This is a genomic window from Butyricicoccus faecihominis, assembly GCF_024462775.1.
Taxonomy (GTDB): Bacteria; Bacillota; Clostridia; order Oscillospirales; family Butyricicoccaceae; genus Agathobaculum; species Agathobaculum faecihominis_A.
Window position 1 is genome coordinate 1 of sequence record NZ_JANGCE010000027.1, and the last position, 22268, is coordinate 22268.

Here is a 22268-nt window from a genome sequence, read left to right on the forward strand (position 1 = left end):
CCGGACGGCAATTCCGCCCTCATGCTGGTCTGTGCTCGGCTTCGCCATGTCGCTGACTCCCAGTGGAGCAATAAGAAATATATGAATATGAAGCACACGGAGACTTCCAACGAGGACGTTTCTATTGTCGGCTGACTTCTTCCTTCAAAATCTGCATACCTTTTTGCGCATAATTCTTGACACTACCGAACTTTTCTCCTGTGAAAATGCACCCTGTATAAAAATTATCAGCATTTGTCTAAGAAAAGCATCGAAACGTGTTTGTTTCGATGCTTTGTGCATTCTATATGGAGAAAACACTGAGTAAGTGAACTTTATAAAAAAGATTAATGATTCCTCTTAAAACTGGTTTAAAGAGACCCACTTGCTGTTTTGCTGGTTACTGGCGACAGCGGCATGAACGAATATTACGCCGTATAGGCCGTCTTCAACGCGTGGATATTTGTAATCGGCATCACATATTTCCCGTTTTTGATTTCGGTCACAAATATGACGGATAAATTCACGATAAAGATTTGCGGTTGCATCGTGATAACCTTCAATTTGTCCATTGGAAAGGCGGGTCATCTGCTGAACAGCGGGATACAAATAATCCCTGCCTGCTGTCAAGATTTGCACAGGCTGATCCAATGGGGCGAATTTTAATAGCTGCGGATGCAGGTGAGACCACTCCAGCGACCCTTTGGATCCATAGATTCGGACAAGGATATTACAATCCTCGCCGATTGCGGTTTTACAACCCCACATAGTACCTGTAGAGCCGTTTTCATATTGTACCAGCGCTGAAAAATCGGTCTCAAGTACACGGTTATCCGGATATCGGTCAAACAATGCGGAAAGCCTCTGAATATGCAGGCCGGTCATCGTCGAAACCAGATACTCAATATGGGTACCGATATTTGCCGCGCATGCTGACGGTCCTGCAATGGCGGGATTAAAATGCCACGGTTTAAAATTTTGTGCCCGGATGATCTGCCCGTCTTGTTTATATTCGCTTACCACTTTGAGGATATGGCCGATTTCCCCATGTTCAATCATTTTGCGGGCCTGATGAATCATGGGATAACCGGAATAGGAATAATTGACGCATAATAGCGTATTTGTTTCATGGACTAAGCGACATAGTGAACGAGCTTCTTCAACACTGTTTGTTAACGGTTTTTCGCAAAAGACATGAATGCCAAGGGATAAAAACGTGCGTGCAATTTCAAAGTGGCTACTATTTGGAGTGGCTATGACAACAAAATCAATTGGGTCGGGACGAGCAAGCTCGCGCTCGGCCATTTCCTCGAAAGAAGAATAGGTGCGATCATCAGGAACATGCCATGTGTCAGCCTGTGTACGGTTTTTTTCATCGTTACGCGAAAAACAACCAGCGCATAATTCCGCCAATCCATCGAAGCGAGCGGTACGATAGTGTACAAAAGCTATAGTGCCTCCACCAACAATTCCATAATGCAACATAGAGGTTCCGCCTTTCATAATTCTATCATTCTATCATAAAAGCATAGATTAAGATTAAAAAGTCATTATTTTGTTGAGGGATATCAGGATATTGCGAATATTGATCCTTTATATGCATTTTGTACAAAACACGATGTTGGTTTTTAGGGTTTAAAGATTGAATTCAAGATTGTTTTTAAATAAGAATTTTGCAATAATAGAATTAGAAAGTAAGAAAAGAAGGCGATTGGAATAAAAAGACACACTTTACAGCGTAGATTAGTAGTATATTTTATTCTGATTGCGCTATTGCCGGCAATATTTATTTTGACTTTTTATTTTCATACGACACGTGAACAAACGCGGAACTGGCTGGTTGCGGACAAGCAGCAACAGCTAAAACATTCTATGGATTTAGTGGAGCACCAAGTACAGCAGGTCAATGAATTTGCTATTTGGTTAGAGCAAAATGAGACGTTACAAAAGATACTCGCGCTATCCTCAGAGGAGGCGGCGAACTATACGGAGGATAATTATAGCTTTAAGAAACAGATCAGGACGCAAGTTTATGCCAGCCCTGTGGCCCAGAATATCTTATCACTATTTATTATTGGGGAGAATGGGCTCGATATCAGAAGCGGTTCAGAGGCCGCGTTGATCGATTTGAACGCACTCGTTGTATTAGCGCAGCCAGCGACAAATAGCACGAATGGCTGGTATATGCTGACGAACAATTTGACAGAGTTTTCGGAAAACGAATTAGTGATTGCTTATACGCGACGTTTGCCCAAACTGGAAAATGGGAAAGACAGCGGCACCTTGGTTATTCTATTCTCCGCAGATATGCTGTCAAATGCCATTTCAGAACTGGGTGATCCGGAAGAATATCAAATCATCTTGCGTAATACCTCAGGGAGTATATTGGCCGTGAAGGGAGGCGCACAAAAAGAAGAGACCTTTGAACTGAAGGCAAATTCGTTAGCCACAGGCTGGTCAATGACGGCAAAAATATCTTCGCGGATATTTGACCGCCAGTGGCAATCTTTGATGCAATCGGCAATGCTACTGATTTTAGTCGCCGTATGCGTTGTAGCTGGCTTTGCCGTATTTTTGTCGCGCGACTTTGCTCGACCAATCGAGCGTGTCATTGATACGGTGGATCATATTGCTCATGGAGAGTTTGTGCATGTAGAGCGTATATCCAGTAACAACGAAATCGCCCGGCTTGGCCGCCACATCAATACGATGACAGATAATATTCAAGAACTGATCAGGGAGCAGATACAGCATGAGCAGGAAAAAAAGCACATGGAAATGAAAATGCTGCAAACACAAATGAATCCGCACTTTCTCTACAATACGCTAAGCTCGATTAAGCTTATGGCAAATATGCAGGGCAAGAGCGGTATTAGTAAAATGATCGAAATGCTGGGACGAATGCTACGAGCCAATTTATCTATTGAGACGGAGTTGATCCCACTTCGGCAGGAGCTTGAGCTACTGGACAGCTATGTATATTTGCAGAATATTAGGTTAAACGGAAAGATAGACTATGCGCGAGACGATATCCCGACAGATGTCTTGGAGCTACCTGTTCTTAAATTCCTGCTGCAGCCGCTGGTTGAGAACGCAATACTGCATGGAATTAGCCCCCGCGCACAAAAAGGCAAGCTTTCCGTCTCAGCAAGAATGGTCGGGGGGGATCTGATCATTGGCATTGAAGATAATGGTGTAGGAATGAATACTGAAGAGCTGGAGCGTGCGCGGGGTATTTTGTGTGGTTCACTGAGCGAGTTGGTCGCAGAAGGCGGCGACGGCCACGGGATTGCACTGGGCAATGTCCTTGCACGTTTGCGACTACAGTACGGGCCGGATTGCGAAATCGTGTTGCATAGCATAAAAGATCAAGGAACGACAGTGATCCTGCGTCTGCCGATTGAAAAAGAAAGGGATAAAGATGCGTAGAATTGTGATTGTGGATGATGATGCGACACTTCGAATCGGCCTTAAAACGCTGGTGGATTGGCCGCAATATGGATACGAGATTGTGGGAGAGGCAACGGATGGGGCGCAGGGTTTAACGCTAATTCGAGAATTAAAACCGGATATTGTCATAACGGATATGAAGATGCCCAAAATGAATGGCGCTCAATTGATCCGCGCGTTAAAAAAGGAAGCCGAGCCCCCAGCGGTTATAGCACTCAGTGGTTACGATGAATATGCCCTTGTCAGAGAAGCAATGAAATATGGCGCGGCTGATTACTTATTAAAGTTGGAGCTTTCGCCACAATTACTTTTGGATACGTTATCCGATGCGGCGCCGGAGCACGCAAAAACGATAGATAGAACGCCTCAGGCAGACCAAGGGCTCTTGCGAACACGCGTATTACGCGATCTGGTGGCAAATTTCTATTTGCAGGAGACAGAGCTGCGAGATCATATGCAGGCGGCGGGCATTGTGATGAATACTGACCGATCTGTGTGTTTGCTCATAAAAGTTGGTGATGCGTTCCGCTTTGAGGAGGTCCCGGAGGAAGAATATCATACGCTGAAGTTTTCTGTGATCAATATTGTAGAAGAAATTGCCGGAGAAGCGCTGCAGGCATATTGCATAGAGAATAAAACAGGGGAGTTTTATGTACTTGGCTGTGTGCGGAAAGAACTAATGAATGTGGATCGGGAAGCATTAGTTACTGAAACCGCGGAACGGATCCGCGATATGTTACGGGAGTATCTCGATATTGTCTGCACGATTGGAATTGGGCTTGGCGATGGCGGTATCGCAGGACTGCAGGAGGCACGCAAACAGGCATTTGAGGCAGTACGCCTGCGTTTTAGCGTACAAGACAGTGATATCATCCTTCGCAGCCACTGTCCGGTACAAGAGATCCAGTCGAAAAATCTGACTGGGCAAATGTTTGAGATCAAACATAAATTGCTTAAGGGATTGTCGGGGTTAGATACGCATATTGCGCAAGAAGCGTTTGCAGATATGCGGGGTCATTTAAAATATTTGCGTGGGAGGGAAGAACTATTTGTAGCGGCGCTGGAAGTGATTGGCGCTTTACACGAATTCTGCGACCGTTGCGGAATCAAGGTCGATCAGGTCTTACAACAGTCTGGCGGTGAAGTGAAAACCGTGTTTTTATTAACGGGTTATAAAGACTTTACCGAATGGCTGAATACGCTGGAACAGGATATCCTCGCCTATTTAGAGAGGGAAAACAAAAAAGGATATCAGAGTATCGTCAATCGAGTACAGAAAATTGTGCAGGAACGGTTTAAAGACGAGCTAACGTTGCAGGAAGTTGCGGATGAATTGCACGTGACGCCTGGCTATTTGAGTACGCTTATGAAAAAGTACACTGGAAAGACATTTGTGGAGTGCATAACAGACACGCGACTAAAAATCGCAAAAGAAAAGCTGACGAAAACTGACTGGAAAGTGTATGAAATTGCAGAACAGGTCGGCTATCAAGATCAGTTTTATTTCAGTAGAATTTTTAAGCGCGTGACTGGCGTATCGCCGGCAGAATTCAGAAAACGGTATGGAGGCGAAGCATGAAGCGTATTTTAGCGGCGAGTCTGCTAGTATCAACTGTGTTCGTCAGTATACTGATATTTTGGTTTAGCCAAGAGGGAAAACAAACGCAAGCGAACGCCGAAAGCACGATTCGGGTTGTGCTTTGGAACTATGACGTTGTCGCCTATGACCGGAGAATGATTGAGGCTTTTGAAAAAACGCATCCCGAAGTCCATGTGGATGTGATTAGTTATAACTCCCTTTACTATAAAGATAGTTTACGAACATTGCTGGATAGCAATCAACGCGTAGACGTCATCTATGTCAATCAACTGGAGCAACTCAGTATGTTGACAGACCGGAATATCCCACTGCAACTCGATTCCTTAGCAAAACGTGATGGTGTTGATCTGAGCAGGTACCGGGCGCTTGATATGCTGCGAAATGCAGATACGGGAGAGCTCCTTGGTCTTCCTTACCGCAATGACCGGTTTTTGCTTTACTACAATAAGGATATGTTTGACTCGGTTGGATTGTCTTACCCATCGGCATCTATGACTTGGGAGGAGTATTATAATCTGGGTCAAACACTCTCTACACGGCTTGATGCCGGAGAAAAGGCGGTATTTTTGTTCAATACATCAGGACGGCTTATGGCGCAAACCTGCTCTCGGCCGTTTGATATTTGGCAGGATCCTTTTGAAAACCTAAAGCCGGGATTGACCATGCTTCGGAATTTACAGGAACATGGAATTTCCACGGATCTGACACAAATGGATAATCGGGAAGTGATGCAGAGGGAGTTTGATCGCGGCGGATACGCGATGTTTATCAATGGTGACTGGCAGATTAATCAACTGCATGAAGATACGAAAAACGGACTGGTCTCTTTCCGCTGGGGCGTCACCGAACTGCCTTATTGGTCAACGGATCATCCCAATCAAATCCCAATTTGGCAGACTCCGCTCTGTATTAATCGTAATACCACGGAAAAAGAGGCGTCATGGGAATTTGTTAAATTTGTCTGTGGTGCAGACGGCGCGAAAATGCTGGCGGAGGATTTGATCGTACCCGGATATGTTTCGCCAGAAGTTGAGTCGGTTTTTGAGAAAGCGGCGCGCCAATATGGAATTGACGCACAGCTGTGTTTAAATTCTTTTGATATGCCGCTCACGCCGCCGACCAGCAAAGAGCAGTTGTTAACGGAAAAGATATATGCCGAATACGAACGTATCCTGCTTGGCTTGGATACCATAGATTTGGGTTTGGCAAAAATGGAGCAAATTAGAGATACCTTTATGGAAGACTAGCATATGGGAAACGGGCTCGCTGATGCGAGGCCGTTTTTTTATGCACTATTTCAAACTGTCGGGAATAGTACATGAATTTCGAAATCCGTCCATGGTTTCTAAAAATAGAGAATGGTAGAATAACTACAACAAAAAGGGCTACACCCGCAAAGATATATGAAAGGAGAATGGTAAATGGGAAAGTACATCGGCAAACGGCTGCTGTCTATGATACCGGTATTGTTTGGCGTTGTTACCTTGGTGTTTTTTATGCTGCATTTTGCACCGGGTGATCCAGCGCGTACGGTTCTTGGAGAATCGGCAACAGAAGCGGATTTGGTACAGCAAAGGGAGGAAATGGGGCTTAACGACCCGATCTTGGTGCAGTACGGTCGTTTCCTTACAGAAATCGTACACGGTGATTTTGGCACATCTTATCTGACTGGCCGCCCTGTAGGGGACGAAATATTGCAGCGTTTTCCGACGACCATGCTGCTGACGATATTGCCGATTCTGGTCATGATTATCATCGGCATACCGACCGGGATTATATCGGCAATCAAACAATATTCTTGGATGGATAAAACCTGTATGGTGATCGCACTGACCGGTATCTCCATGCCAACATTTTGTACAGGCATGTTGCTTACCCTTGCGTTCTCGCTCAATCTACATATCTTTCCTCCATCCGGCTTTTATGGTCCTATCTACTGGGTGCTTCCGTCCATCACCATTGGTTTTGGCGCGGTCGCGCTGCTGACCCGTATGACACGGTCTTCAATGCTGGAAGTTATTCGGCAGGATTATATTCGCACCGCGCGGGCCAAGGGACAGACGGAAAACAAAATTATTATGCACCACGCGCTTAAAAATGCATTGATTCCAATCATAACAGTTATTGGTCTGCAGGCTGGCGTACAACTTGGCGGCGCAATGGTAACGGAATCGCTATTTGCAATTCCGGGACTCGGGAACTTTATGCTGGAGGCAATCAAGGGCCGTAATTATCCGGTTGTACAGGGCGGCGTTTTATTCATCGCATTTACGTTCTGTATTCTAAACTTGCTGATTGATGTGATTTATGCGTTTGTTGATCCGCGTATTAAGGCACAGTATAAAGCCGGCAAGAAAGTGAAGGTGAAAAAGCAATGAGCGCAGCTGCAGGAATGATGGATGCGAAAGGCGCATCTACCGCACATACGAAAAAGAGAAGTCAATGGGCAGATGTTTGGCGCCGCCTGAAACGTAACAAAATGGCGGTGGCAGGTTTGATAATCCTTACGCTTTTGGTGTTGCTTGCAATTTTTGCCGATGTGATAGCACCGTATGGATTTGATGAACAAGATCCGGTAAACCGGGCATTTCTCGCCCCTTGCGCTGAGTTTCCATTCGGTACTGATAATTTGGGACGTGACATCCTCAGCCGTGTGATTTATGGCGCGCGCGTTTCGCTGCAGGTCGGGTTGATCGCGGTTGGTATTTCGGCTGTTTTAGGGGGGCTGCTTGGGGCAATTGCTGGTTACTATGGTGGCCGCTGTGACAACCTGATCATGCGGTTTATGGATATTCTGCTTTCCATCCCCGGCATCCTGCTGGCGATCACGATTGCCGCGACGCTTGGGCCCGGGCTTGTCAACGCCATGATTGCCGTAGGTATTTCAGGTACACCGGGATTTGCACGCGTGGTACGAGCATCGGTTTTATCGGTGCGAGGTAATGAATATATCGAAGCTGCACGCGCGATCAACGCATCGGATGCCAGAATCATAGCAAAACATATTCTCCCTAACATTTTAGCGCCGGTTATCGTTCAAGCTACGCTTAGCGTGGCTACAGCAATCATGACAGCCGCGTCTCTTTCCTTTCTTGGTGTCGGCGTTCAGCCGCCGATTCCAGAATGGGGAGCCATGCTGTCTCAAGGCCGAACTTTCCTACGAGATAGCCCGCATGTCGTGCTGTTCCCCGGTCTTGCCATCATGATAACGGTGTTCGCGCTTAATCTGCTGGGCGACGGCTTGCGAGATGCGTTGGATCCGCGTATGAAACAGTAAAAAGGAGGTAATGAAATGAGCGAAAACTTGCTGGAAGTAAAAGACCTAACCGTTCACTACATTACCGACGAGGGAACGGTGCATGCTGCTAACAAGATCAGTTTTACATTGGGGCATGGAGAAACTTTGGGGCTGGTTGGTGAAACCGGCGCTGGAAAAACAACGATTGCACTCAGTCTGCTCGGTTTAATTCCTAATCCGCCAGGGAAAATTATAGAAGGATCTATTGCGTTTGAGAACGAGCAACTGATCGGCAAAAACGAGCGGTATATGCAAAAAGTGCGAGGGGAAAAAATCTCAATGATTTTTCAAGATCCTATGACCGCGCTAAACCCGATTGACAGCATTGGTGATCAAATATGTGAAACAATCCGATTGCACGAAAAGATTTCGCATGTAGATGCAATGAAACGCGCTTGCGATGTTTTAGAGCTAGTAGGTATTCCCGCAGAACGCTATGGAGATTATCCACATCAGTTTTCCGGCGGTATGAAACAACGTATTGTGATTGCGATTGCACTGGCGTGTCATCCTCAACTGTTAATCGCTGATGAGCCGACCACCGCATTAGATGTCACCATTCAGGCTCAGGTGCTTGAAATGATGAACGATCTCAAAAAAGAACTGGGTACCTCTATGCTGATGATTACGCATGACCTTGGGATTGTAGCTGAAATGTGCGAAAGAGTCGCCATAATCTATGCTGGGGAACTCGTGGAAGTTGGTACGGTAGAACAGATTTATGATAATCATAAGCATCCCTATACAGAAGGGCTGTTTGGCTCGCTGCCTGCAATTGATGATAGCCGTGCACGACTGAATCCAATCCCGGGATTAATGCCGGATCCTAATAATTTGCCAAGCGGCTGTAAATTCCATACGAGATGTCCGCACTGCACAAAAGAGTGTGAAACAATGGAGCAACAACTGAAAGAAATCGAGCCTGAACACTTTGTTCGTTGCTTTAAGCAGGCGCCGTAAGAAGGGAGGACGAAATGTCGACTTTATTAGAGGTCAAGGATTTAAAAAAGTATTTTCCTACACCAACCGGCGTGCTCCATGCGGTGGACGGTGTCTCTTTCAAAATTCAGCAAGGAGAGACCCTTGGTGTGGTTGGAGAATCGGGATGCGGCAAATCGACACTGGGGCGTTTGGTTTTACACTTACTTGATATTACGGGGGGACAGGTATTCTTTGAAGGAAACGATGTAACGAATGTAAATAAGAAAAAGCTTAGAGAGTTACGCGCCCAAATGCAGATTATCTTTCAAGATCCCTTTTCTTCATTAAATCCGCGTATGACGGTTAGTCAGGCAATCGCCGAACCGCTGCAAATTGAGGGAAAGCTCAGCAAACTCCAAATAGACGAGCGCGTTCGAGAACTGATGCAGACCGTGGGGCTGGCCGACCGCTTGACGAATACTTACCCGCATGAGCTGGATGGAGGACGCAGACAGCGTATCGGTATAGCGCGTGCGTTGGCGCTCGATCCGAAGTTTATTGTCTGTGACGAGCCGGTTTCCGCGCTGGATGTGTCTATTCAGGCACAGATTCTGAATCTGATGCAAGACCTGCAGGAAAAAATGGGTCTGACTTATATTTTCATCACGCATGATATGTCGGTGGTAAAGTACATTTCTCATCATATCTGTGTCATGTATTTGGGGCAGCTCATTGAAAAGTCTCCCTCAAAGGAACTTTTTGCAAAGCCTTATCACCCCTACACCAAAGCACTTCTCTCTGCTATTCCGTTACCCGATATTCATCATGAAAAAAAACGAATCATTTTAAAAGGCGAATTGACTTCGCCGATCGACCCCAAACCCGGCTGCCGCTTCTGCCAGCGTTGTAATTACGCAAAGGAGATTTGCGGGTCGCAGGAGCCGGAACTGCAAGAAGTAGAGTCTGGGCACTTTGTTGCGTGCCATTTTGTCAAAGAGATCAATGGCCTGTAAGATTTCGGGGATAGAGTCAAGGGCATCCCGAACCACAAAAGAACGGAACAGGAGGACATTATGAAGAAAACAATTGCGGCAATGTTGGCGGCGGTCATGGGTATGTCGTTACTTCTCAGCGGATGCGGCGGTGGAAACGCAGGTGCGGCCGGGGGAAAAGATACGCTGACGGTTGCTACCTCGCAGGACCCGAAGGACTTGCATCCATACAAACGTGTCAGCAGTCAGATCCTACGCATCAATAATCAAATTTTTGAACCGCTTGTCAAGCTGGGCGAAGAGAACAATACGTATGAACCGGGGCTGGCAACGGAATGGGAGTATGTGGACGACGGCATGGCCATGCAGTTCACATTGCGACAGGATGTCAAATTCCATAATGGAGAAACGATGACAGCGGAGGATGTTGTCTATTCCTTCAAATCGATGAGCAAGGAAACGGCGTCGTCAGGCGGCATTGATTGGCTAGACTGGGATGGTGTGAAAGCACTTGATGAAAAAACGATTTATATGCCGTTTACCTATGCAAACTCGATCGCGCTCGGGTATCTGTCCACAACGAATATGTATATCGTCAACCAAAAAGCAATGGAAGAACTGGGCGATGACTTCGGTGCAAAGCCGGTAGGGACCGGCGCCTATATGATCGACGAATGGGTGCAAGGTGACTATATCAAACTCAAGGCGTTTGATGATTACTGGGGTGGCGCGCCGAAAATCAAAACGTTAATGTTCCGTATTATTCCGGAATCCTCGCAGGCGATGATCGAGCTAGAGACAGGCGGCGTCAATTTAACACTGGATATATCGGGCAAGGATATTGAACGCGTTGAAGCCTCCGATTCGCTGAAGATGATTCGTGGCAAGTCGGTAACCAATGATTTCTTGTGCTTCAATACCGCTAAGGAACCGTTTAGCAATAAAACACTGCGTCAAGCCGTTGCATATGCGTTGGATAAAGACGCAATCTTACAGGCGGTATTCCAAGGGCAGGGACAGGTTGCGTACGGTCCGCTGACCACGGATACGTGGGCATTTGACGAATCCTTGAAGACCAACCCGCCGTATTCTCATGATTTGAACAAGGCGAAAGAACTGATGGCGCAGGCTGGCTATCCCGACGGTGGACTGACGATTGAGCTATATATCGACGATAAGGCGGCTCGTGTTTCTGCGGCAGAGGTCATAAAGAATCAGCTTGCACAAATCGGCATTACCGCCAATATCCATTCGTTTGACTACGCAACATGGTTCAATATTTTGTATGAGGGTGTGGAAGATGACATTTACCTAAACGGCATCAACGCTTCTACCGGTGAACCGGATAAGTGCTTCTATCAGTACATGCATAAAAACTTTGCAAAGCCGGGTGAACCAAATACAATGCGGTACGGCAATGATGAATTCAGCAAGCTGTTAGATGATGCGCGTACATCTACAGACGACGCTTTTAAGGAAGAATGCTATATCAAGGCCCAGCAAATTTTTATGGATGATGTTCCTGGCATAGCATACTATCAGCGCAATCAGGAGTGTGCTGCGCAGTCTAACCTACAGGGCGTTCGTCTGATTGGCGAGAGCTTTGATCTGACTGGCTGCTATTTTGAGTAAACCCACAAAACTATTATATTATTAGGAGGCTATCCCAATGAAAATCAGCGCAATTACCAATGGCATCAGCCAAGATTACGAAACAGCATGCCGAATCATGAATGAGACTGGCGTAAAATACGCGGAACTGCAGGAGGCGTATGGAAAGCGTGTCGAGCTGCTGTCGCTGGAGGATGCTCGTAAAATTAAAGCACTAAACGACCAATATGGAATCGAAGTTTCATCGGTTACAACCCATGCTTTTGTTGGAATCAGCGTTGGTGGTATCGAGGTAGGTGATGCCAAGTATGAAGAGCAAATGGCATTGCTCAAAAACGGCATTGCGATTGCAAAGATCGTAGGCGCAAAACACGTGCGCGCCATGTGCTTTGCCCGCCAGATCGTTATGTGGGGGAAGAATGGTGCTGATCAGTGGAATGCGGGCGGCAATAAGGCATGGCCCAAGTTCATTGAACTGTTTAAACCGATTGTAAAGGTTGCGGAAGAAGAGGGTGTGAGCTTGATCGTTGAAAATGGATTTAACGGCATGCTTACCTCGGCTTATACTTCGCGCCGCTTCATCGAGGATCTGGGCAGCAAGAATGTCTCTATCCTGTGGGATCCCGCAAATGCGGCTTGGGTGGGTGATATTGCTTATCCCGATGGATATAATGAGGTGAAAAACTGTCTGGGCCATGTACATATCAAGGACATGTTGTTGGATCCGGTTCGCTCTACCGCGGAGGTTGTGCCGATCGGTCGCGGCGATCTGGCGCCATACCTGACGCGTATCAAGGCAGCACTTGAGGCGGACGGTTACGACGGCTTTGTATCTCTGGAAAATATCTACCGGCCGGAGGGAAAAGATTACGTCGATGGCTATCGTATCGATATTGCAACGCTCAAGGAAATTTTTGAGTGAGTCATTCAATTAATAAATTAGATAATCAGGAGGAACTTATTATGAAAACAGTTGGTGTGATCGGTCTTGGCAACATGGGTATGGGGATTGCCAAAAATTTAATTAAAAACGGATTTACAACCAAGGGTTATGATTTGTTTAAGGTTAAGCGCGAAGAATTGAAGAGCAATGGCGGTGTTCCGTGCGCTTCACCTGCAGAGGTTGGTAAGGAGGCGGATGTGGTTTTTGTCATGGTCATGAATGGCCAGCAGGCGCTTGACGTCGCCTTTGGCCAGAACGGGCTTGCGGAAACTATGCAACCGGGCTCGGTTGTGTTCCTGACCGCGACCATCGGCATGGGATTCGCACAGCAGCTGGCAAAGGGACTGGCTGAAAAAGGCATTGACATGATCGACTCTGGTGTTTCCGGAGGATTGTCGGGCGCACATAACGGTACGCTAACATTGATGGCTGCTGGCAAGGATGAGGTGTATGAGCGCTGTGTGGATGTCATGCAGGCAATCGCAAAGAATCTGAACCATGTTGGCACAGAGCCGGGTCAAGGACAGGTCGTCAAGTCTTGTCTACAGGCGCTGATCGGTACAGAGTTTACAACTACCTTTGAGCTGCTGGTAATGGGCGCTAAAGCGGGCGTTGATCCGCAGGTGCTGCTAGATGTAATCAAGACCTCGGGCGGTGGCTTTAATAACTATGAGAACTGTGTCAATCTGATCATGGATCGCAAATTCAAGGATACCGGCTCGGCGATCACCACGATGCGCAAGGATTTGAATATTACGCTGGATCTTGCGCGTGAGGTCGGCTGCTATATGCCGACAACGGCACAGGCCAAGGAGCTGTTTCAGGCCGGCCTGACCAAGTTCCCGGATGAAGATAACTGGTGTATCGTTAAGCTGTTTGAAGATATTGCCGGCACAATCGTCGAACGAAAAAAGTAAAGCGCTGAAACTATCTTTCTCTCTTCTTTCTCTTTAGCAAAAGCCGTCAGGAAACTGACGGCTTTTGCTGAAGTTACAGAAATACAGTGGAATGAAGGATGCCTTCAAAACGAGTTTTAGCAAGTTTTAAGTATAGGCAGCTGATCGAACGGAGGGATGTTTTGAGTAAGCTTTCTTTTAACGAGCTGGAACAGGATGAACTGTTGCCACTACCCAAAGTACTTAGTTTAAGCCATGTATCTAATCATAAAGAGTGGTCTTATAATTTTCATATACATGATAACTGCTGTGAAATCATGTTTGTTGAAGATGGTGCGGGCATATATCGTATCGATGAACAAGAATATGCTGTAGCGGCTGGCGATCTTATCGTGGTCAATCAAGGCTTAGTGCATGCGGAACGCTCTGACAGCGAAATTCCGCTTTCTGTTTGGACATGCTCTGCATGCAATATTTTACTGCATGGATTATCGGAGAACTGTGTTATACCTGCCGGGAAAAATCCGGTATTAAAGACGACGGATATGGAAAGTGAAATAAAATGTTGCTTTCATATGCTGGAGCGCGAATATCTTGCGCGGCAAGCTTATGCAGGCGAAATGGCACAACTGGAATTGACAAAATTGATCATGCTGATCCGGCGGTTGACGGCTGCGCATAGACTTTGCACCATACAGCGAAATGCAAAATCATTATCCCATACGGTAAAAGAATATATAGACAAACACTTTAAATATAAAATTACACTTCAGAGCTTGGCAGAGGTGTTTCATGTAAGTCCGTATCATTTAAGCCACGAAATGAAACGCGATTTAGGAATTTCTCCCATTGATTATCTAATCAGCCGCCGGATTGGCGAGGCGCAACGCTTACTCCTTTCAACAGAATGGAACGTAACCAGCATTGCACAGGAGGTGGGGTATCAACATATAAGCTATTTTATTAATTTATTTAGGTGTAGAGTCGGAGTCACACCACAGCTGTTTCGTGCGTTGCATACAACTGGTGTAGAATAGAGTTTATTAAAAATGTTGAGCTAGCCAAAGGAGTTGCCGTCAGTGGATTCATATGTCCCGCAAGGAATTATTATATGTTTGTCATCCTTCGTCACTACGTTCCTCAGAAAGACAATCCACTCGTCTACCAGTTCATAGACAGGAAACGCGCCGAGGGAAAGCCTTACAAGGTCTACATGATGGCCTCCGCAAACAAGTTTCTGCGCATCTACTACGCCTCCGTGAAAGCCTACTTGGATTCTTTAAATACTGACTGAGCATTTCCTCCATATCTGGATTGGCCGCCGTTAGACAAAAGCCATCTGCGCTTTGGTTCAAAGAATTTATACTACGCTTAGGTCAATTCCGGGCTGAACAGCAACTCTATAACCTCGTTGCCTTTGGCTGCTAAACCAACGCCCTGTAAACCGCCCTTATATTTCACTCCACCTACGGTTACATTTGTACTCCAGTTGCTTTTTTCCCAACGGTCGGCACCGCATAGCAGATACGAAATAGACTCGGTGGGTTTGCGTTTTAGCGTGAAGGTGATTTCACCGTTCCTATCCGATCTAATTGGCATGACAAAATATACATTATCAATATCAGCATTATCATATGCCCAAATATAAAGGGTGGCATAGGGAAGCGGCTTTTGTGTTTCGGCATCAAGAAGTCGATAATGCATGGTATGGTTCACAAACTCTAGCCTTGGAAACCACGCATCCATAAAGGCCAGATACTGCTCTGTATGCTCTCCGAGCTCGGGCATACGAGTCGGATATACTCATGCGAGATTTGCCATGCGCTGATATTCCGCTAAAAATTCATCTCGATCATAGGGCGGTTCGGTTTCCGCCGACTTCAGTAGTCGCTCTACAACCACCGCCGCCTGCGCGCGGGTCATATTTTCGCTGCCACAGAATCTGCCGAACCCATCTCCTGTCAAAAGCCCTTTGGCGTAGGCTTGTTCCACAAAATAGCGATACGGAATAGGGATCTCCATATAATCAGTAATAGTCGATTGATCCGCCGTGAGCGCGGGGTTTTTGTTGACATTTTCATCAGCACGCACCAAAAGCCGTGCCATTTCATAACGGGTGATGTTACCGGACATAAATCCAACGGTGTTCGGCGTTTCGTCCTCTCGAATCAGTTCGGCATCTAAAGCGACCTTGTAATTCGCAGCATACCAAGGCTCTTTCACGACGGCATCAATCTGATCAGAAAGTATCGCGCGGGTCACCACGGTAATAAATTCCGCGCGAGTCAGTGCATTTTCTGGCTTGAATAGGTTATCGCCTACGCCCTTTATAACTCCCTTTTGCGTCATTGCCTCAATAGAGGCATAGGCCCAATGCGACGCGGGCACATCTGTGTAGGCGGCAGAGCTTATCATCACTAGAAACATGCTTATTATGCATATGCTCACCGACAACTTAAAAATAGATCTTTTCATAGTTATGATATTCCTTTCTAACTGCGCGGCAAGGCACAAAAGGGAATGCGATCGAGATACCTATACGCAGCATTACGAAACTTAATAGTTGTATACTTGTTTAGTCCTTTGCTCGCTTGACTAATTTATAGATGTATTTAATGATTTGATACAAGAAACAAGGTATACCAAGAAACATCGAAAGCATCAATTTGACTACAAGGTAAAACAAGAATACGATGCCATCCATCAAAAATGCGGGGAGCCATTGTTCAATATAAGTGAGCACTGCCCAACCAAATGGAACAAAGAAAAAACCGATCCCCATAGGGGCTATTCGCATAATATTGCCGCCACCCAACAGTCCGAACAGCGCGGTGAGTCCAACGGCGCCGAGCAGGCCCTTTAAAAGTGCACCTACAAACTCCGCATGCGTATCAATAATTGCATCTTTTTTGGCTTGTGCTTTTGCTGCTGCGAGCGTTGTCTGACAAGCATCAAAACACTCATCGCACAAACAAGGAGTATGCTTGCCTGCGCATTCCTTACATAATGCTTTGCCGCATACTTGACAAGTCCCGACAGCAACGCGATCTTCATGATGATAGCAATTCACTTTATTTCTCCCGTAAGACTGCTTTATCGTAGCTGCATATTGCCAAGGGCAAATGTGCTGGCGGAGTCAGCTGTCCAATTCTTTCGCTCGGTATCCGCAGGATCTATGCTGATAGTGATACGCTCTGCGCCGCTGATATCTGCTTCAATAATATTGTTTCCTGCCAAAAGCTCACACTGCTTGTATACGACATTAGTGTCGCTATCTGTGATGGACAGCTTCGTGATTTCTCTATCAACAGCTGTTGCGATATATACCTCCGCAATTTCAAAGCGAATATTGTGGTAATTCTTTTTGATTGGCAAGGCGATAGAGCAGCCCTGATTTCTAGCATATGTGTCACTGAAAGCAAATCCTGAAACATAATCTTGTCCGCTCAATTTTTTGAGTAATGAGACATCTGTGGTAAAGTCACAAAGATAAGTGGTTACGCCAAGAAAATCCGCTTTGTTCATATCTCGAATCCACTCGCTATCCACAGCTATCCACTCGCCATCCTCGCGGTTGCTTAAGCTGACCGTATACGTTTCCCCATTCCAGTCAACGTGGAAGCCGGCCGCCTCGGCGACGGCACGCACCGGTAGATAGGTCGTGCCATTAACGATCATGGGTTCGACCGTTTTGCCGTTCACGTCTGTCGGGATAAAGTTTTTGCCGTTTAATTTGATGCTCACGCCAAACTGTGCATTGATTGTACGTACAAATAGCGAAGCCGCTGTCGCCGAAAAGGTGAGCGTACTAATGAGCAATGTTACCGCAGTCATGCACACGATCCGTTTAATTAAGTAATTTCTTTTCATTTGTATTATCCCCTTTCATTTGTGAGAGCACGTTCTGTTAATGCTGCATCCAATGATTACATTATCTGATGTAAAAGTCTATATGGGGTCAAGTATAAACCTCGCATAATATCTAATTATTACATTAGGCATTGTGGAGGTTGGATATGATTCGTTTGAATGTGTTACCACTTTTAGAGCAGGCCGGGCATACAAAGTATTGGCTGTATAAGCAACTCGGAATGAGCTATCAGAATTTTAGCCGCATGGTAAATAACCAAACGGCATCCATTCGGTATGAAAATATCGAAACGATCTGCCGATTACTGAAATGTACGCCGAACGAGTTGTTTACTATCACAGATGAATTGCCGGAATAAGAAGAAGTCTCGACGAGTTTTCGTCGAGACTTCTTACTATTTTGCGTTATGCGCTTTGGCATGCTCTATGGTATTTTTGATGGTTAAGTGACATTCCACCACAATAAATAAATGCTTTAAGGAGGAATATACCTCGATGCAACCGCCATCATCCGTGCCTTTGACGATTACATTTGTTCCATATATGTCACTCTGATTGATCAAAGTGCTTGCAAAATACACCCAGTAGTATAGCCGCCCTATTTAATCAAATTTCCATCTTACACTTATACCAAACCCATTATCTGTAATGATAGCAGCGCGTAGCGCTATCCCTCTTTTTACTTTTGTGTCCACTGTATCTGATATCCGATAATATCTGCGATTTCTTTGATCTCGCTGTATTTAATCGTTCCGCGAGAAAGCTTATTGGATATATTCTGTGTTGTGGTTTGCTCGCTGTGCCGTGCGTTCCACTCTTTTACAATATCGGTTAATGTCCAGCCGCTTTGGGCGATATAGGCTTTTACTTCATTACGAATATTCTCGCTTGTCATTTACGCCACCTCTTTTATTATAGAATACCATACTGAAACAATATATTCAAATCCAAATAAAATTATTTATTATAGTGTTGACATGCGTTTCGCTATGGTGTATGATAACACCATAGCGAAACATCATACACTATATTGTTTCAAAATGTGTGAGGAGGAACAAATAATGACTATTAAGGAATTCATGCATCTACCCGAAAAGCTGGACGGTGCCCGCTACATTTGCAGTATTGAGCGCGACAGTGTTAAGGACAACAGCTCGTTGTTGTCGTTTCTGGACACGCAGGATGCGCCATTTTACAACTATGTGCTCTGTGCGCTAGACGATGACATGGGACTGCTGCCCTTCTATGTCGGCTACACTGCTGATGTGGCGCACCGCATGAGCACGCACGCTGCGCGTGTTTCATTTGATGTGGCTTTTCTGTACCATTCGCCGAGCAAAGAGATCGCGCTCGCCAACGAGCAGGCGCTCATGAATCTGCTTGGTACGCGCGGCCTGTTCAACGGCAGCCTGTCCCAGCTCAGCAGCATTAGCCGCGAGATGATCCTACAGGCTGTCGCTGGTCTCGATTTGCCTATAGACCGCGTGCATAAATACGCTGAAGCGGATATGATCCGGCGCACCTACTACTTAAACAACGTGCTCATCGCCGCTTTGAAGGCCTACGCCTTTGATCACGACACCGAGGTGTCCGAAACTCTGCGCCTGTGCTTGCTGGACGGTATTCCGGAGAAATACCTCGAATCCGCCTACGAAAAGACGCATGGAGGAAAGCAGGCGGCGATATGAGCCGCGCGCGCCGTCCCAAGCAGTGTGCGGTCTGCAAGGTGGCAGCATTGCCGGGTATGGGTAATCTAGTGGAGTGTGGAAAAGACATCTATCTGTGCAAGTCCTGCGCAGAAACCGCGCTTCGCTGTTTTTCCGCTAAGCCCGTTCCAGCTGCAGTGCAGCCAGCCATGTCCGCTCCCCAAACCCCGCGTGAATTCGCGGAGGAGTTGGACAAGTCGGTCATCGGTCAGAGAGAAGCGAAGAAGGCGCTGTCCGTCGCGCTTTGGAAGCACGCGCAGCGGCTGCGCGGCAACACCGCCGTACCACCCGCGCATGTGCTGCTATACGGCCCGACCGGTTGCGGCAAGACCTATCTCGCGCAATGCGCAGCAAAGCTGCTGGACGTGCCCTTCGTCCGCGTGGACGCGACAACGTTCTCTGAAACCGGCTATAAGGGGCGTGATGTGCAGGAGATTGTTTTCAATGTACTGCACGCCGCCAAAACCCGCAGCCAAGCAGAACACGCGGTCGTGTTCGTGGACGAGTTTGACAAGCTGTCCGCGCACGGCGGCGGCGACCGGCAGGCGTACCAGCGCGGTACGCAGCACGCCTTTTTGACGATGCTGGAGGGCGGCGTGGTGACGGTGGAAAACAAGCAGGAAACTGCAGAGCTTGACGTGTCCGGCCTGCTTTTCATCTTCGCGGGTGCGTTTCCCGGGCTGGACGAGGTGATCTCCACGCGGCTGCACAGCGGTGAGCGCGCGATCGGTTTCGGCAGTCAGCCGCTCGGCAAGGCGCAGGAAAACACGAAAAACTTGATTACGCAGGCCGTTTCCGCTGATTTCATGACCTACGGCGTTGAACCAGAGCTGATTGGCAGAATCTCAGTGCTTGCACCGATTCTTCCGCTGGGCGCTCCCGACCTCGTACGCATCCTGACGGAAGCAGACGGCTCAGTAGCGGCTCAGTACGGCGCGTTTTTCAGTCAGCTCGGCATAGATTTCACCTTAGAGCCCGCCGCCGCCGCGAAATTAGCTGAACTCGCCCACGAAACCAGTACGGGCGCGCGTGGTCTGCGCGGATGGCTGGAACAGCTGATCGCAAGCCAGCTGTTCGATATGTCGGAGAGCAAGAGCATTCGCATCACCGTCGAGCAATTGGAAGGGGGCGGATCGCGTGGACGTAAGCGTGGTTGAGAACCGTATAGAACTGGTGGATCGTTTACTGGACAAGCTGCGCTGCCGTGCGCTGGGCGGGGATACCCCCTGCGTGCTGCCGCTCGGCGAGAGCACACGCGCCGAACAGACGGATCATATCTGCTCGCTCGCCGCACGACTGATGTTCTGCTACGCGGGGGTGAACCCGGAGGCTGGCCCGGGTGAGCTGCGCGTGTGCAAGGTGCGCTCACTCGCATCCCTGACGTTTTTACAGTACGAATGTAACCCGGATGATCAAACCTTCGGCAATCTGCTGCGTCTCGCCGCGCTGCCGCCGGATAGCTTTCGCTGTGTGCTCCAAGCCGCCCGCTACACGCCGCGACGCTTCCGGCAGCGCTACCGCCCGCTAGCAGGCGATTCCCCGCCCGCGGAACACATGGCCCGCGCCGTCTTGCTCTTCCTCGTCAACGAAGGGCAACTGCCCAACGCTGAATCGCTGCGCAGTCAGCTGCGCTAACGCTCCTGTTCGATCTTCTGGCGGCGGGTTAAGCGGCTTGCTTCGCGCGCCGTTTTCTTGCTTTCTGCCGCGCCGATCAAATCCCCAAGTCCCGGCTTGCGCACCGGCACCTGCTCGGCCTGCACGCACCGTGAATTCTCATGGAGCGCGATATCCACCGCTTGCGGCGTATAGGCATCGCCCAGCTTATTGCCGCGCACCGCCTTGTGATTTTTGTAGATATAGGATATCGTCTGTACCGTGTTGCGGGACAGAACGACCTCGTTTTGCGCAAGCGTTTGTTCAAACGCCTTGCGGTCTGTGGCACCTTGCTTGGCTTCATCAATGATTGCACGCAGCTCATCCTTCCAGCATTCCCCGCCGCGTGCGCGGATGCGCTCTTCTGCGACGGTTTGTGCGTCCTTTGTTGAGTCGGTGCGTTCTTTCTCTCGCTTCTTGCGAGTAGCTTCGCGCCAATCCAACGCGGACAGACCGCATTTTTTCGCAAATTGATTGACGTAGTCCTTTTGAAAGCGATAATCTTTATCGCTGATGTGCAGCATCTTCCCGGTTTCGATACTGACGGCGTTGACAATAAAATGCACATGGATGTGTGTCTTATCAATGTGCGTTACAATGACCACCTCGTGTCCCGGCCAGAAGCGCCTCGCCAAACGCCGGGCGATTTTATCCGCAAGAGCTATCGTCAGCTTTCCACCGTTTTCTGGGTTATCTCCAGGGTCAAAGGATAATTTTGCATGGTAGTACTTCCGGCTTTCATAGGTGGGTAGTTTGCCCCATGCGCGCACTGTTTCCGTAAACTGGCGGGCGTAACTGCGGTTATCGTCTAAGTATTGAGAGCTGATCGCGCCAACTTTTTGTTTATCAAGTACATATTTGACTACCTTATACGGCGTGGATTTACAGGCGGTGCATTTGAAAAGCGGCATTACAGTTCCTTCTTTCTGGGCGGCGTTCCTTTTGAAAGCAACTGCATGAGCTGTCGACTGCATTCTCGGTTTTCTTGGAGTGCAGCGAGCAACTCACGTTCCGTCCCTGAGGAGCACTGGTGCATGTGACGCACGGCCTGATTGAGATTATTTCCTTGGCGGCGCAGTTCACCTAAGACTGCTTGTAAGTCCAAAACAATAATTCGATTGCCGTCAATCAGCCGCATGAGCAGCGCCGCATTTGAAATACCGCTGCGCGCGCAGACGGCATCCCACCGGGCCTTTTCCTCTGGGGTCAGGCGAAAGGCGAGTTGCTCGCTGCGAACGCGCTTTGGCTGTGTTTTGAGTGGATCGGTCATTTCACCGTACCTCCTTTCCGAGGGGTGCAGGGGACGCGCGCGACCTCTGCCGGGGTTTGGGGTGTCCCCCAACGAGGGG

General features: G+C 47.7%; 23 protein-coding genes and 2 pseudogenes. 17 read left to right on the top strand and 8 right to left on the bottom strand.

Annotation, left to right across the window (positions count from 1 at the left end; genetic code table 11):
- Positions 1-135, top strand: a pseudogene (locus NE562_RS13020) (IS256 family transposase); the annotation flags it as partial.
- A 204-nt stretch (positions 136-339) separates the two neighbouring features.
- Here NE562_RS13020 and NE562_RS13025 read toward each other — a convergent pair.
- Positions 340-1482, bottom strand: a complete 1143-nt coding sequence (locus tag NE562_RS13025; protein ID WP_280962866.1) for a Gfo/Idh/MocA family protein — start codon at positions 1480-1482, stop codon at positions 340-342.
- Positions 1483-1851: 369 nt separating this feature from the next.
- Here NE562_RS13025 and NE562_RS13030 point away from each other — a divergent pair, with 369 nt between their 5' ends.
- The 12 genes and pseudogenes from NE562_RS13030 to NE562_RS13085 form a co-directional block, all read left to right on the top strand.
- The gene (locus tag NE562_RS13030) at positions 1852-3408 is read left to right on the top strand and encodes a sensor histidine kinase (protein ID WP_280962867.1); all 1557 of its coding nucleotides are present in this window, start codon (positions 1852-1854) and stop codon (positions 3406-3408) included.
- A gap of 10 nt (positions 3409-3418) precedes the next feature.
- Positions 3419-5008 carry a response regulator transcription factor gene (locus NE562_RS13035; protein ID WP_280962868.1) on the top strand — a complete coding sequence of 530 codons (1590 nt, stop codon included), beginning with the start codon at positions 3419-3421 and terminating at the stop codon, positions 5006-5008.
- Positions 5005-6276: an ABC transporter substrate-binding protein gene (locus NE562_RS13040; protein WP_280962869.1), complete on the top strand. Its 1272-nt coding sequence runs from the start codon at positions 5005-5007 to the stop codon at positions 6274-6276. The genes NE562_RS13035 and NE562_RS13040 overlap by 4 nt, the downstream gene beginning before the upstream one ends.
- A 174-nt stretch (positions 6277-6450) precedes the next feature.
- Positions 6451-7407: an ABC transporter permease gene (locus NE562_RS13045; protein ID WP_280962870.1), complete on the top strand. Its 957-nt coding sequence runs from the start codon at positions 6451-6453 to the stop codon at positions 7405-7407.
- Positions 7408-7421: 14 nt separating this feature from the next.
- On the top strand, positions 7422-8306 hold the full coding sequence (locus tag NE562_RS13050; RefSeq protein WP_280962871.1) for an ABC transporter permease: 885 nt from the start codon (positions 7422-7424) through the stop codon (positions 8304-8306).
- Positions 8307-8321: 15 nt separating this feature from the next.
- Positions 8322-9287, top strand: coding sequence for an ABC transporter ATP-binding protein (locus NE562_RS13055; protein ID WP_280962872.1), 966 nt, complete (start codon positions 8322-8324; stop codon positions 9285-9287).
- 14 nt (positions 9288-9301) lie between these two features.
- A complete protein-coding gene (locus NE562_RS13060; protein WP_280962873.1) occupies positions 9302-10261 on the top strand; it encodes an ABC transporter ATP-binding protein in 960 nt (319 codons plus the stop codon).
- Between the two features lie 60 nt (positions 10262-10321).
- Positions 10322-11872 carry an ABC transporter substrate-binding protein gene (locus tag NE562_RS13065; protein ID WP_280962874.1) on the top strand — a complete coding sequence of 517 codons (1551 nt, stop codon included), beginning with the start codon at positions 10322-10324 and terminating at the stop codon, positions 11870-11872.
- Positions 11873-11909: 37 nt separating this feature from the next.
- A complete protein-coding gene (locus tag NE562_RS13070; protein ID WP_280962875.1) occupies positions 11910-12773 on the top strand; it encodes a sugar phosphate isomerase/epimerase family protein in 864 nt (287 codons plus the stop codon).
- Entirely contained in the window at positions 12770-13711 is a 942-nt protein-coding gene (locus tag NE562_RS17835; RefSeq protein WP_280962876.1) for an NAD(P)-dependent oxidoreductase, read from the top strand. The genes NE562_RS13070 and NE562_RS17835 overlap by 4 nt, the downstream gene beginning before the upstream one ends.
- A gap of 161 nt (positions 13712-13872) precedes the next feature.
- Entirely contained in the window at positions 13873-14727 is an 855-nt protein-coding gene (locus NE562_RS13080) for a helix-turn-helix domain-containing protein (RefSeq protein WP_280962877.1), read from the top strand.
- Between the two features lie 110 nt (positions 14728-14837).
- Positions 14838-14984: pseudogene (locus NE562_RS13085) on the top strand (IS110 family transposase); the annotation flags it as partial.
- Positions 14985-15061: 77 nt separating this feature from the next.
- Here the strand turns inward: NE562_RS13085 and NE562_RS13090 are convergent.
- The 4 genes from NE562_RS13090 to NE562_RS13105 all read right to left on the bottom strand — a co-directional run bounded on the left by NE562_RS13090 (position 15062) and on the right by NE562_RS13105 (position 17560).
- Positions 15062-15478: a hypothetical protein gene (locus tag NE562_RS13090; RefSeq protein WP_280962878.1), complete on the bottom strand. Its 417-nt coding sequence runs from the start codon at positions 15476-15478 to the stop codon at positions 15062-15064.
- Between the two features lie 15 nt (positions 15479-15493).
- Positions 15494-16165, bottom strand: a complete 672-nt coding sequence (locus NE562_RS13095) for an S-layer homology domain-containing protein (RefSeq protein ID WP_280962879.1) — start codon at positions 16163-16165, stop codon at positions 15494-15496.
- A gap of 100 nt (positions 16166-16265) precedes the next feature.
- Complete coding sequence (locus NE562_RS13100) at positions 16266-16760, bottom strand: hypothetical protein (RefSeq protein ID WP_280962880.1); 495 nt, start codon at positions 16758-16760, stop codon at positions 16266-16268.
- 23 nt (positions 16761-16783) lie between these two features.
- Complete coding sequence (locus NE562_RS13105) at positions 16784-17560, bottom strand: copper amine oxidase N-terminal domain-containing protein (protein ID WP_280962881.1); 777 nt, start codon at positions 17558-17560, stop codon at positions 16784-16786.
- Between the two features lie 146 nt (positions 17561-17706).
- On the opposite strand from NE562_RS13105, the gene NE562_RS13110 reads away from it, so the two are divergent.
- Positions 17707-17919, top strand: coding sequence for a helix-turn-helix domain-containing protein (locus NE562_RS13110; protein ID WP_280962882.1), 213 nt, complete (start codon positions 17707-17709; stop codon positions 17917-17919).
- A 320-nt stretch (positions 17920-18239) separates the two neighbouring features.
- On the opposite strand, the gene NE562_RS13115 is transcribed toward NE562_RS13110, so the two are convergent.
- Positions 18240-18455 carry an LLM class flavin-dependent oxidoreductase gene (locus tag NE562_RS13115; RefSeq protein ID WP_280962883.1) on the bottom strand — a complete coding sequence of 72 codons (216 nt, stop codon included), beginning with the start codon at positions 18453-18455 and terminating at the stop codon, positions 18240-18242.
- 166 nt (positions 18456-18621) lie between these two features.
- Between NE562_RS13115 and NE562_RS13120 the strand changes: the two genes are divergently transcribed.
- From NE562_RS13120 to NE562_RS13130, 3 genes are read left to right on the top strand one after another with little or no spacing between them, the layout of a single operon-like run.
- The gene (locus NE562_RS13120; protein ID WP_280962884.1) at positions 18622-19248 is read left to right on the top strand and encodes a hypothetical protein; all 627 of its coding nucleotides are present in this window, start codon (positions 18622-18624) and stop codon (positions 19246-19248) included.
- Positions 19249-19304: 56 nt separating this feature from the next.
- Positions 19305-20423, top strand: a complete 1119-nt coding sequence (locus NE562_RS13125; protein ID WP_280962885.1) for an AAA family ATPase — start codon at positions 19305-19307, stop codon at positions 20421-20423.
- On the top strand, positions 20404-20901 hold the full coding sequence (locus tag NE562_RS13130; RefSeq protein WP_280962886.1) for a hypothetical protein: 498 nt from the start codon (positions 20404-20406) through the stop codon (positions 20899-20901). Before NE562_RS13125 ends, NE562_RS13130 begins: the two co-directional genes overlap by 20 nt.
- Here the strand turns inward: NE562_RS13130 and NE562_RS13135 are convergent.
- The gene (locus NE562_RS13135; protein WP_280962887.1) at positions 20898-21830 is read right to left on the bottom strand and encodes a relaxase/mobilization nuclease domain-containing protein; all 933 of its coding nucleotides are present in this window, start codon (positions 21828-21830) and stop codon (positions 20898-20900) included. The genes NE562_RS13130 and NE562_RS13135 overlap by 4 nt on opposite strands.
- Positions 21830-22189 (bottom strand): plasmid mobilization protein, encoded by a 360-nt coding sequence (locus NE562_RS13140; RefSeq protein WP_280962888.1) that lies wholly within the window; start codon positions 22187-22189, stop codon positions 21830-21832. The genes NE562_RS13135 and NE562_RS13140 overlap by 1 nt, the downstream gene beginning before the upstream one ends.
- Between the last annotated feature and the right edge of the window lie 79 nt (positions 22190-22268).

Coding starts and splice junctions, on each gene's coding strand:
- NE562_RS13070 (WP_280962875.1), top strand. CDS start 11,910: ATGAAAATCAGCGCAATTACCAATGGCATCAGCCAAGATTACGAAACA.
- NE562_RS13110 (WP_280962882.1), top strand. CDS start 17,707: ATGATTCGTTTGAATGTGTTACCACTTTTAGAGCAGGCCGGGCATACA.
- NE562_RS13065 (WP_280962874.1), top strand. CDS start 10,322: ATGAAGAAAACAATTGCGGCAATGTTGGCGGCGGTCATGGGTATGTCG.
- NE562_RS13125 (WP_280962885.1), top strand. CDS start 19,305: ATGGGTAATCTAGTGGAGTGTGGAAAAGACATCTATCTGTGCAAGTCC.
- NE562_RS13095 (WP_280962879.1), bottom strand. CDS start 16,165: ATGAAAAGATCTATTTTTAAGTTGTCGGTGAGCATATGCATAATAAGC.
- NE562_RS13120 (WP_280962884.1), top strand. CDS start 18,622: ATGACTATTAAGGAATTCATGCATCTACCCGAAAAGCTGGACGGTGCC.
- NE562_RS13055 (WP_280962872.1), top strand. CDS start 8,322: ATGAGCGAAAACTTGCTGGAAGTAAAAGACCTAACCGTTCACTACATT.
- NE562_RS13140 (WP_280962888.1), bottom strand. CDS start 22,189: ATGACCGATCCACTCAAAACACAGCCAAAGCGCGTTCGCAGCGAGCAA.
- NE562_RS13040 (WP_280962869.1), top strand. CDS start 5,005: ATGAAGCGTATTTTAGCGGCGAGTCTGCTAGTATCAACTGTGTTCGTC.
- NE562_RS13105 (WP_280962881.1), bottom strand. CDS start 17,560: ATGAAAAGAAATTACTTAATTAAACGGATCGTGTGCATGACTGCGGTA.
- NE562_RS13030 (WP_280962867.1), top strand. CDS start 1,852: ATGGATTTAGTGGAGCACCAAGTACAGCAGGTCAATGAATTTGCTATT.
- NE562_RS13090 (WP_280962878.1), bottom strand. CDS start 15,478: ATGCCCGAGCTCGGAGAGCATACAGAGCAGTATCTGGCCTTTATGGAT.
- NE562_RS13045 (WP_280962870.1), top strand. CDS start 6,451: ATGGGAAAGTACATCGGCAAACGGCTGCTGTCTATGATACCGGTATTG.
- NE562_RS13050 (WP_280962871.1), top strand. CDS start 7,422: ATGATGGATGCGAAAGGCGCATCTACCGCACATACGAAAAAGAGAAGT.
- NE562_RS13025 (WP_280962866.1), bottom strand. CDS start 1,482: ATGAAAGGCGGAACCTCTATGTTGCATTATGGAATTGTTGGTGGAGGC.
- NE562_RS13115 (WP_280962883.1), bottom strand. CDS start 18,455: ATGACAAGCGAGAATATTCGTAATGAAGTAAAAGCCTATATCGCCCAA.
- NE562_RS13060 (WP_280962873.1), top strand. CDS start 9,302: ATGTCGACTTTATTAGAGGTCAAGGATTTAAAAAAGTATTTTCCTACA.
- NE562_RS13135 (WP_280962887.1), bottom strand. CDS start 21,830: ATGCCGCTTTTCAAATGCACCGCCTGTAAATCCACGCCGTATAAGGTA.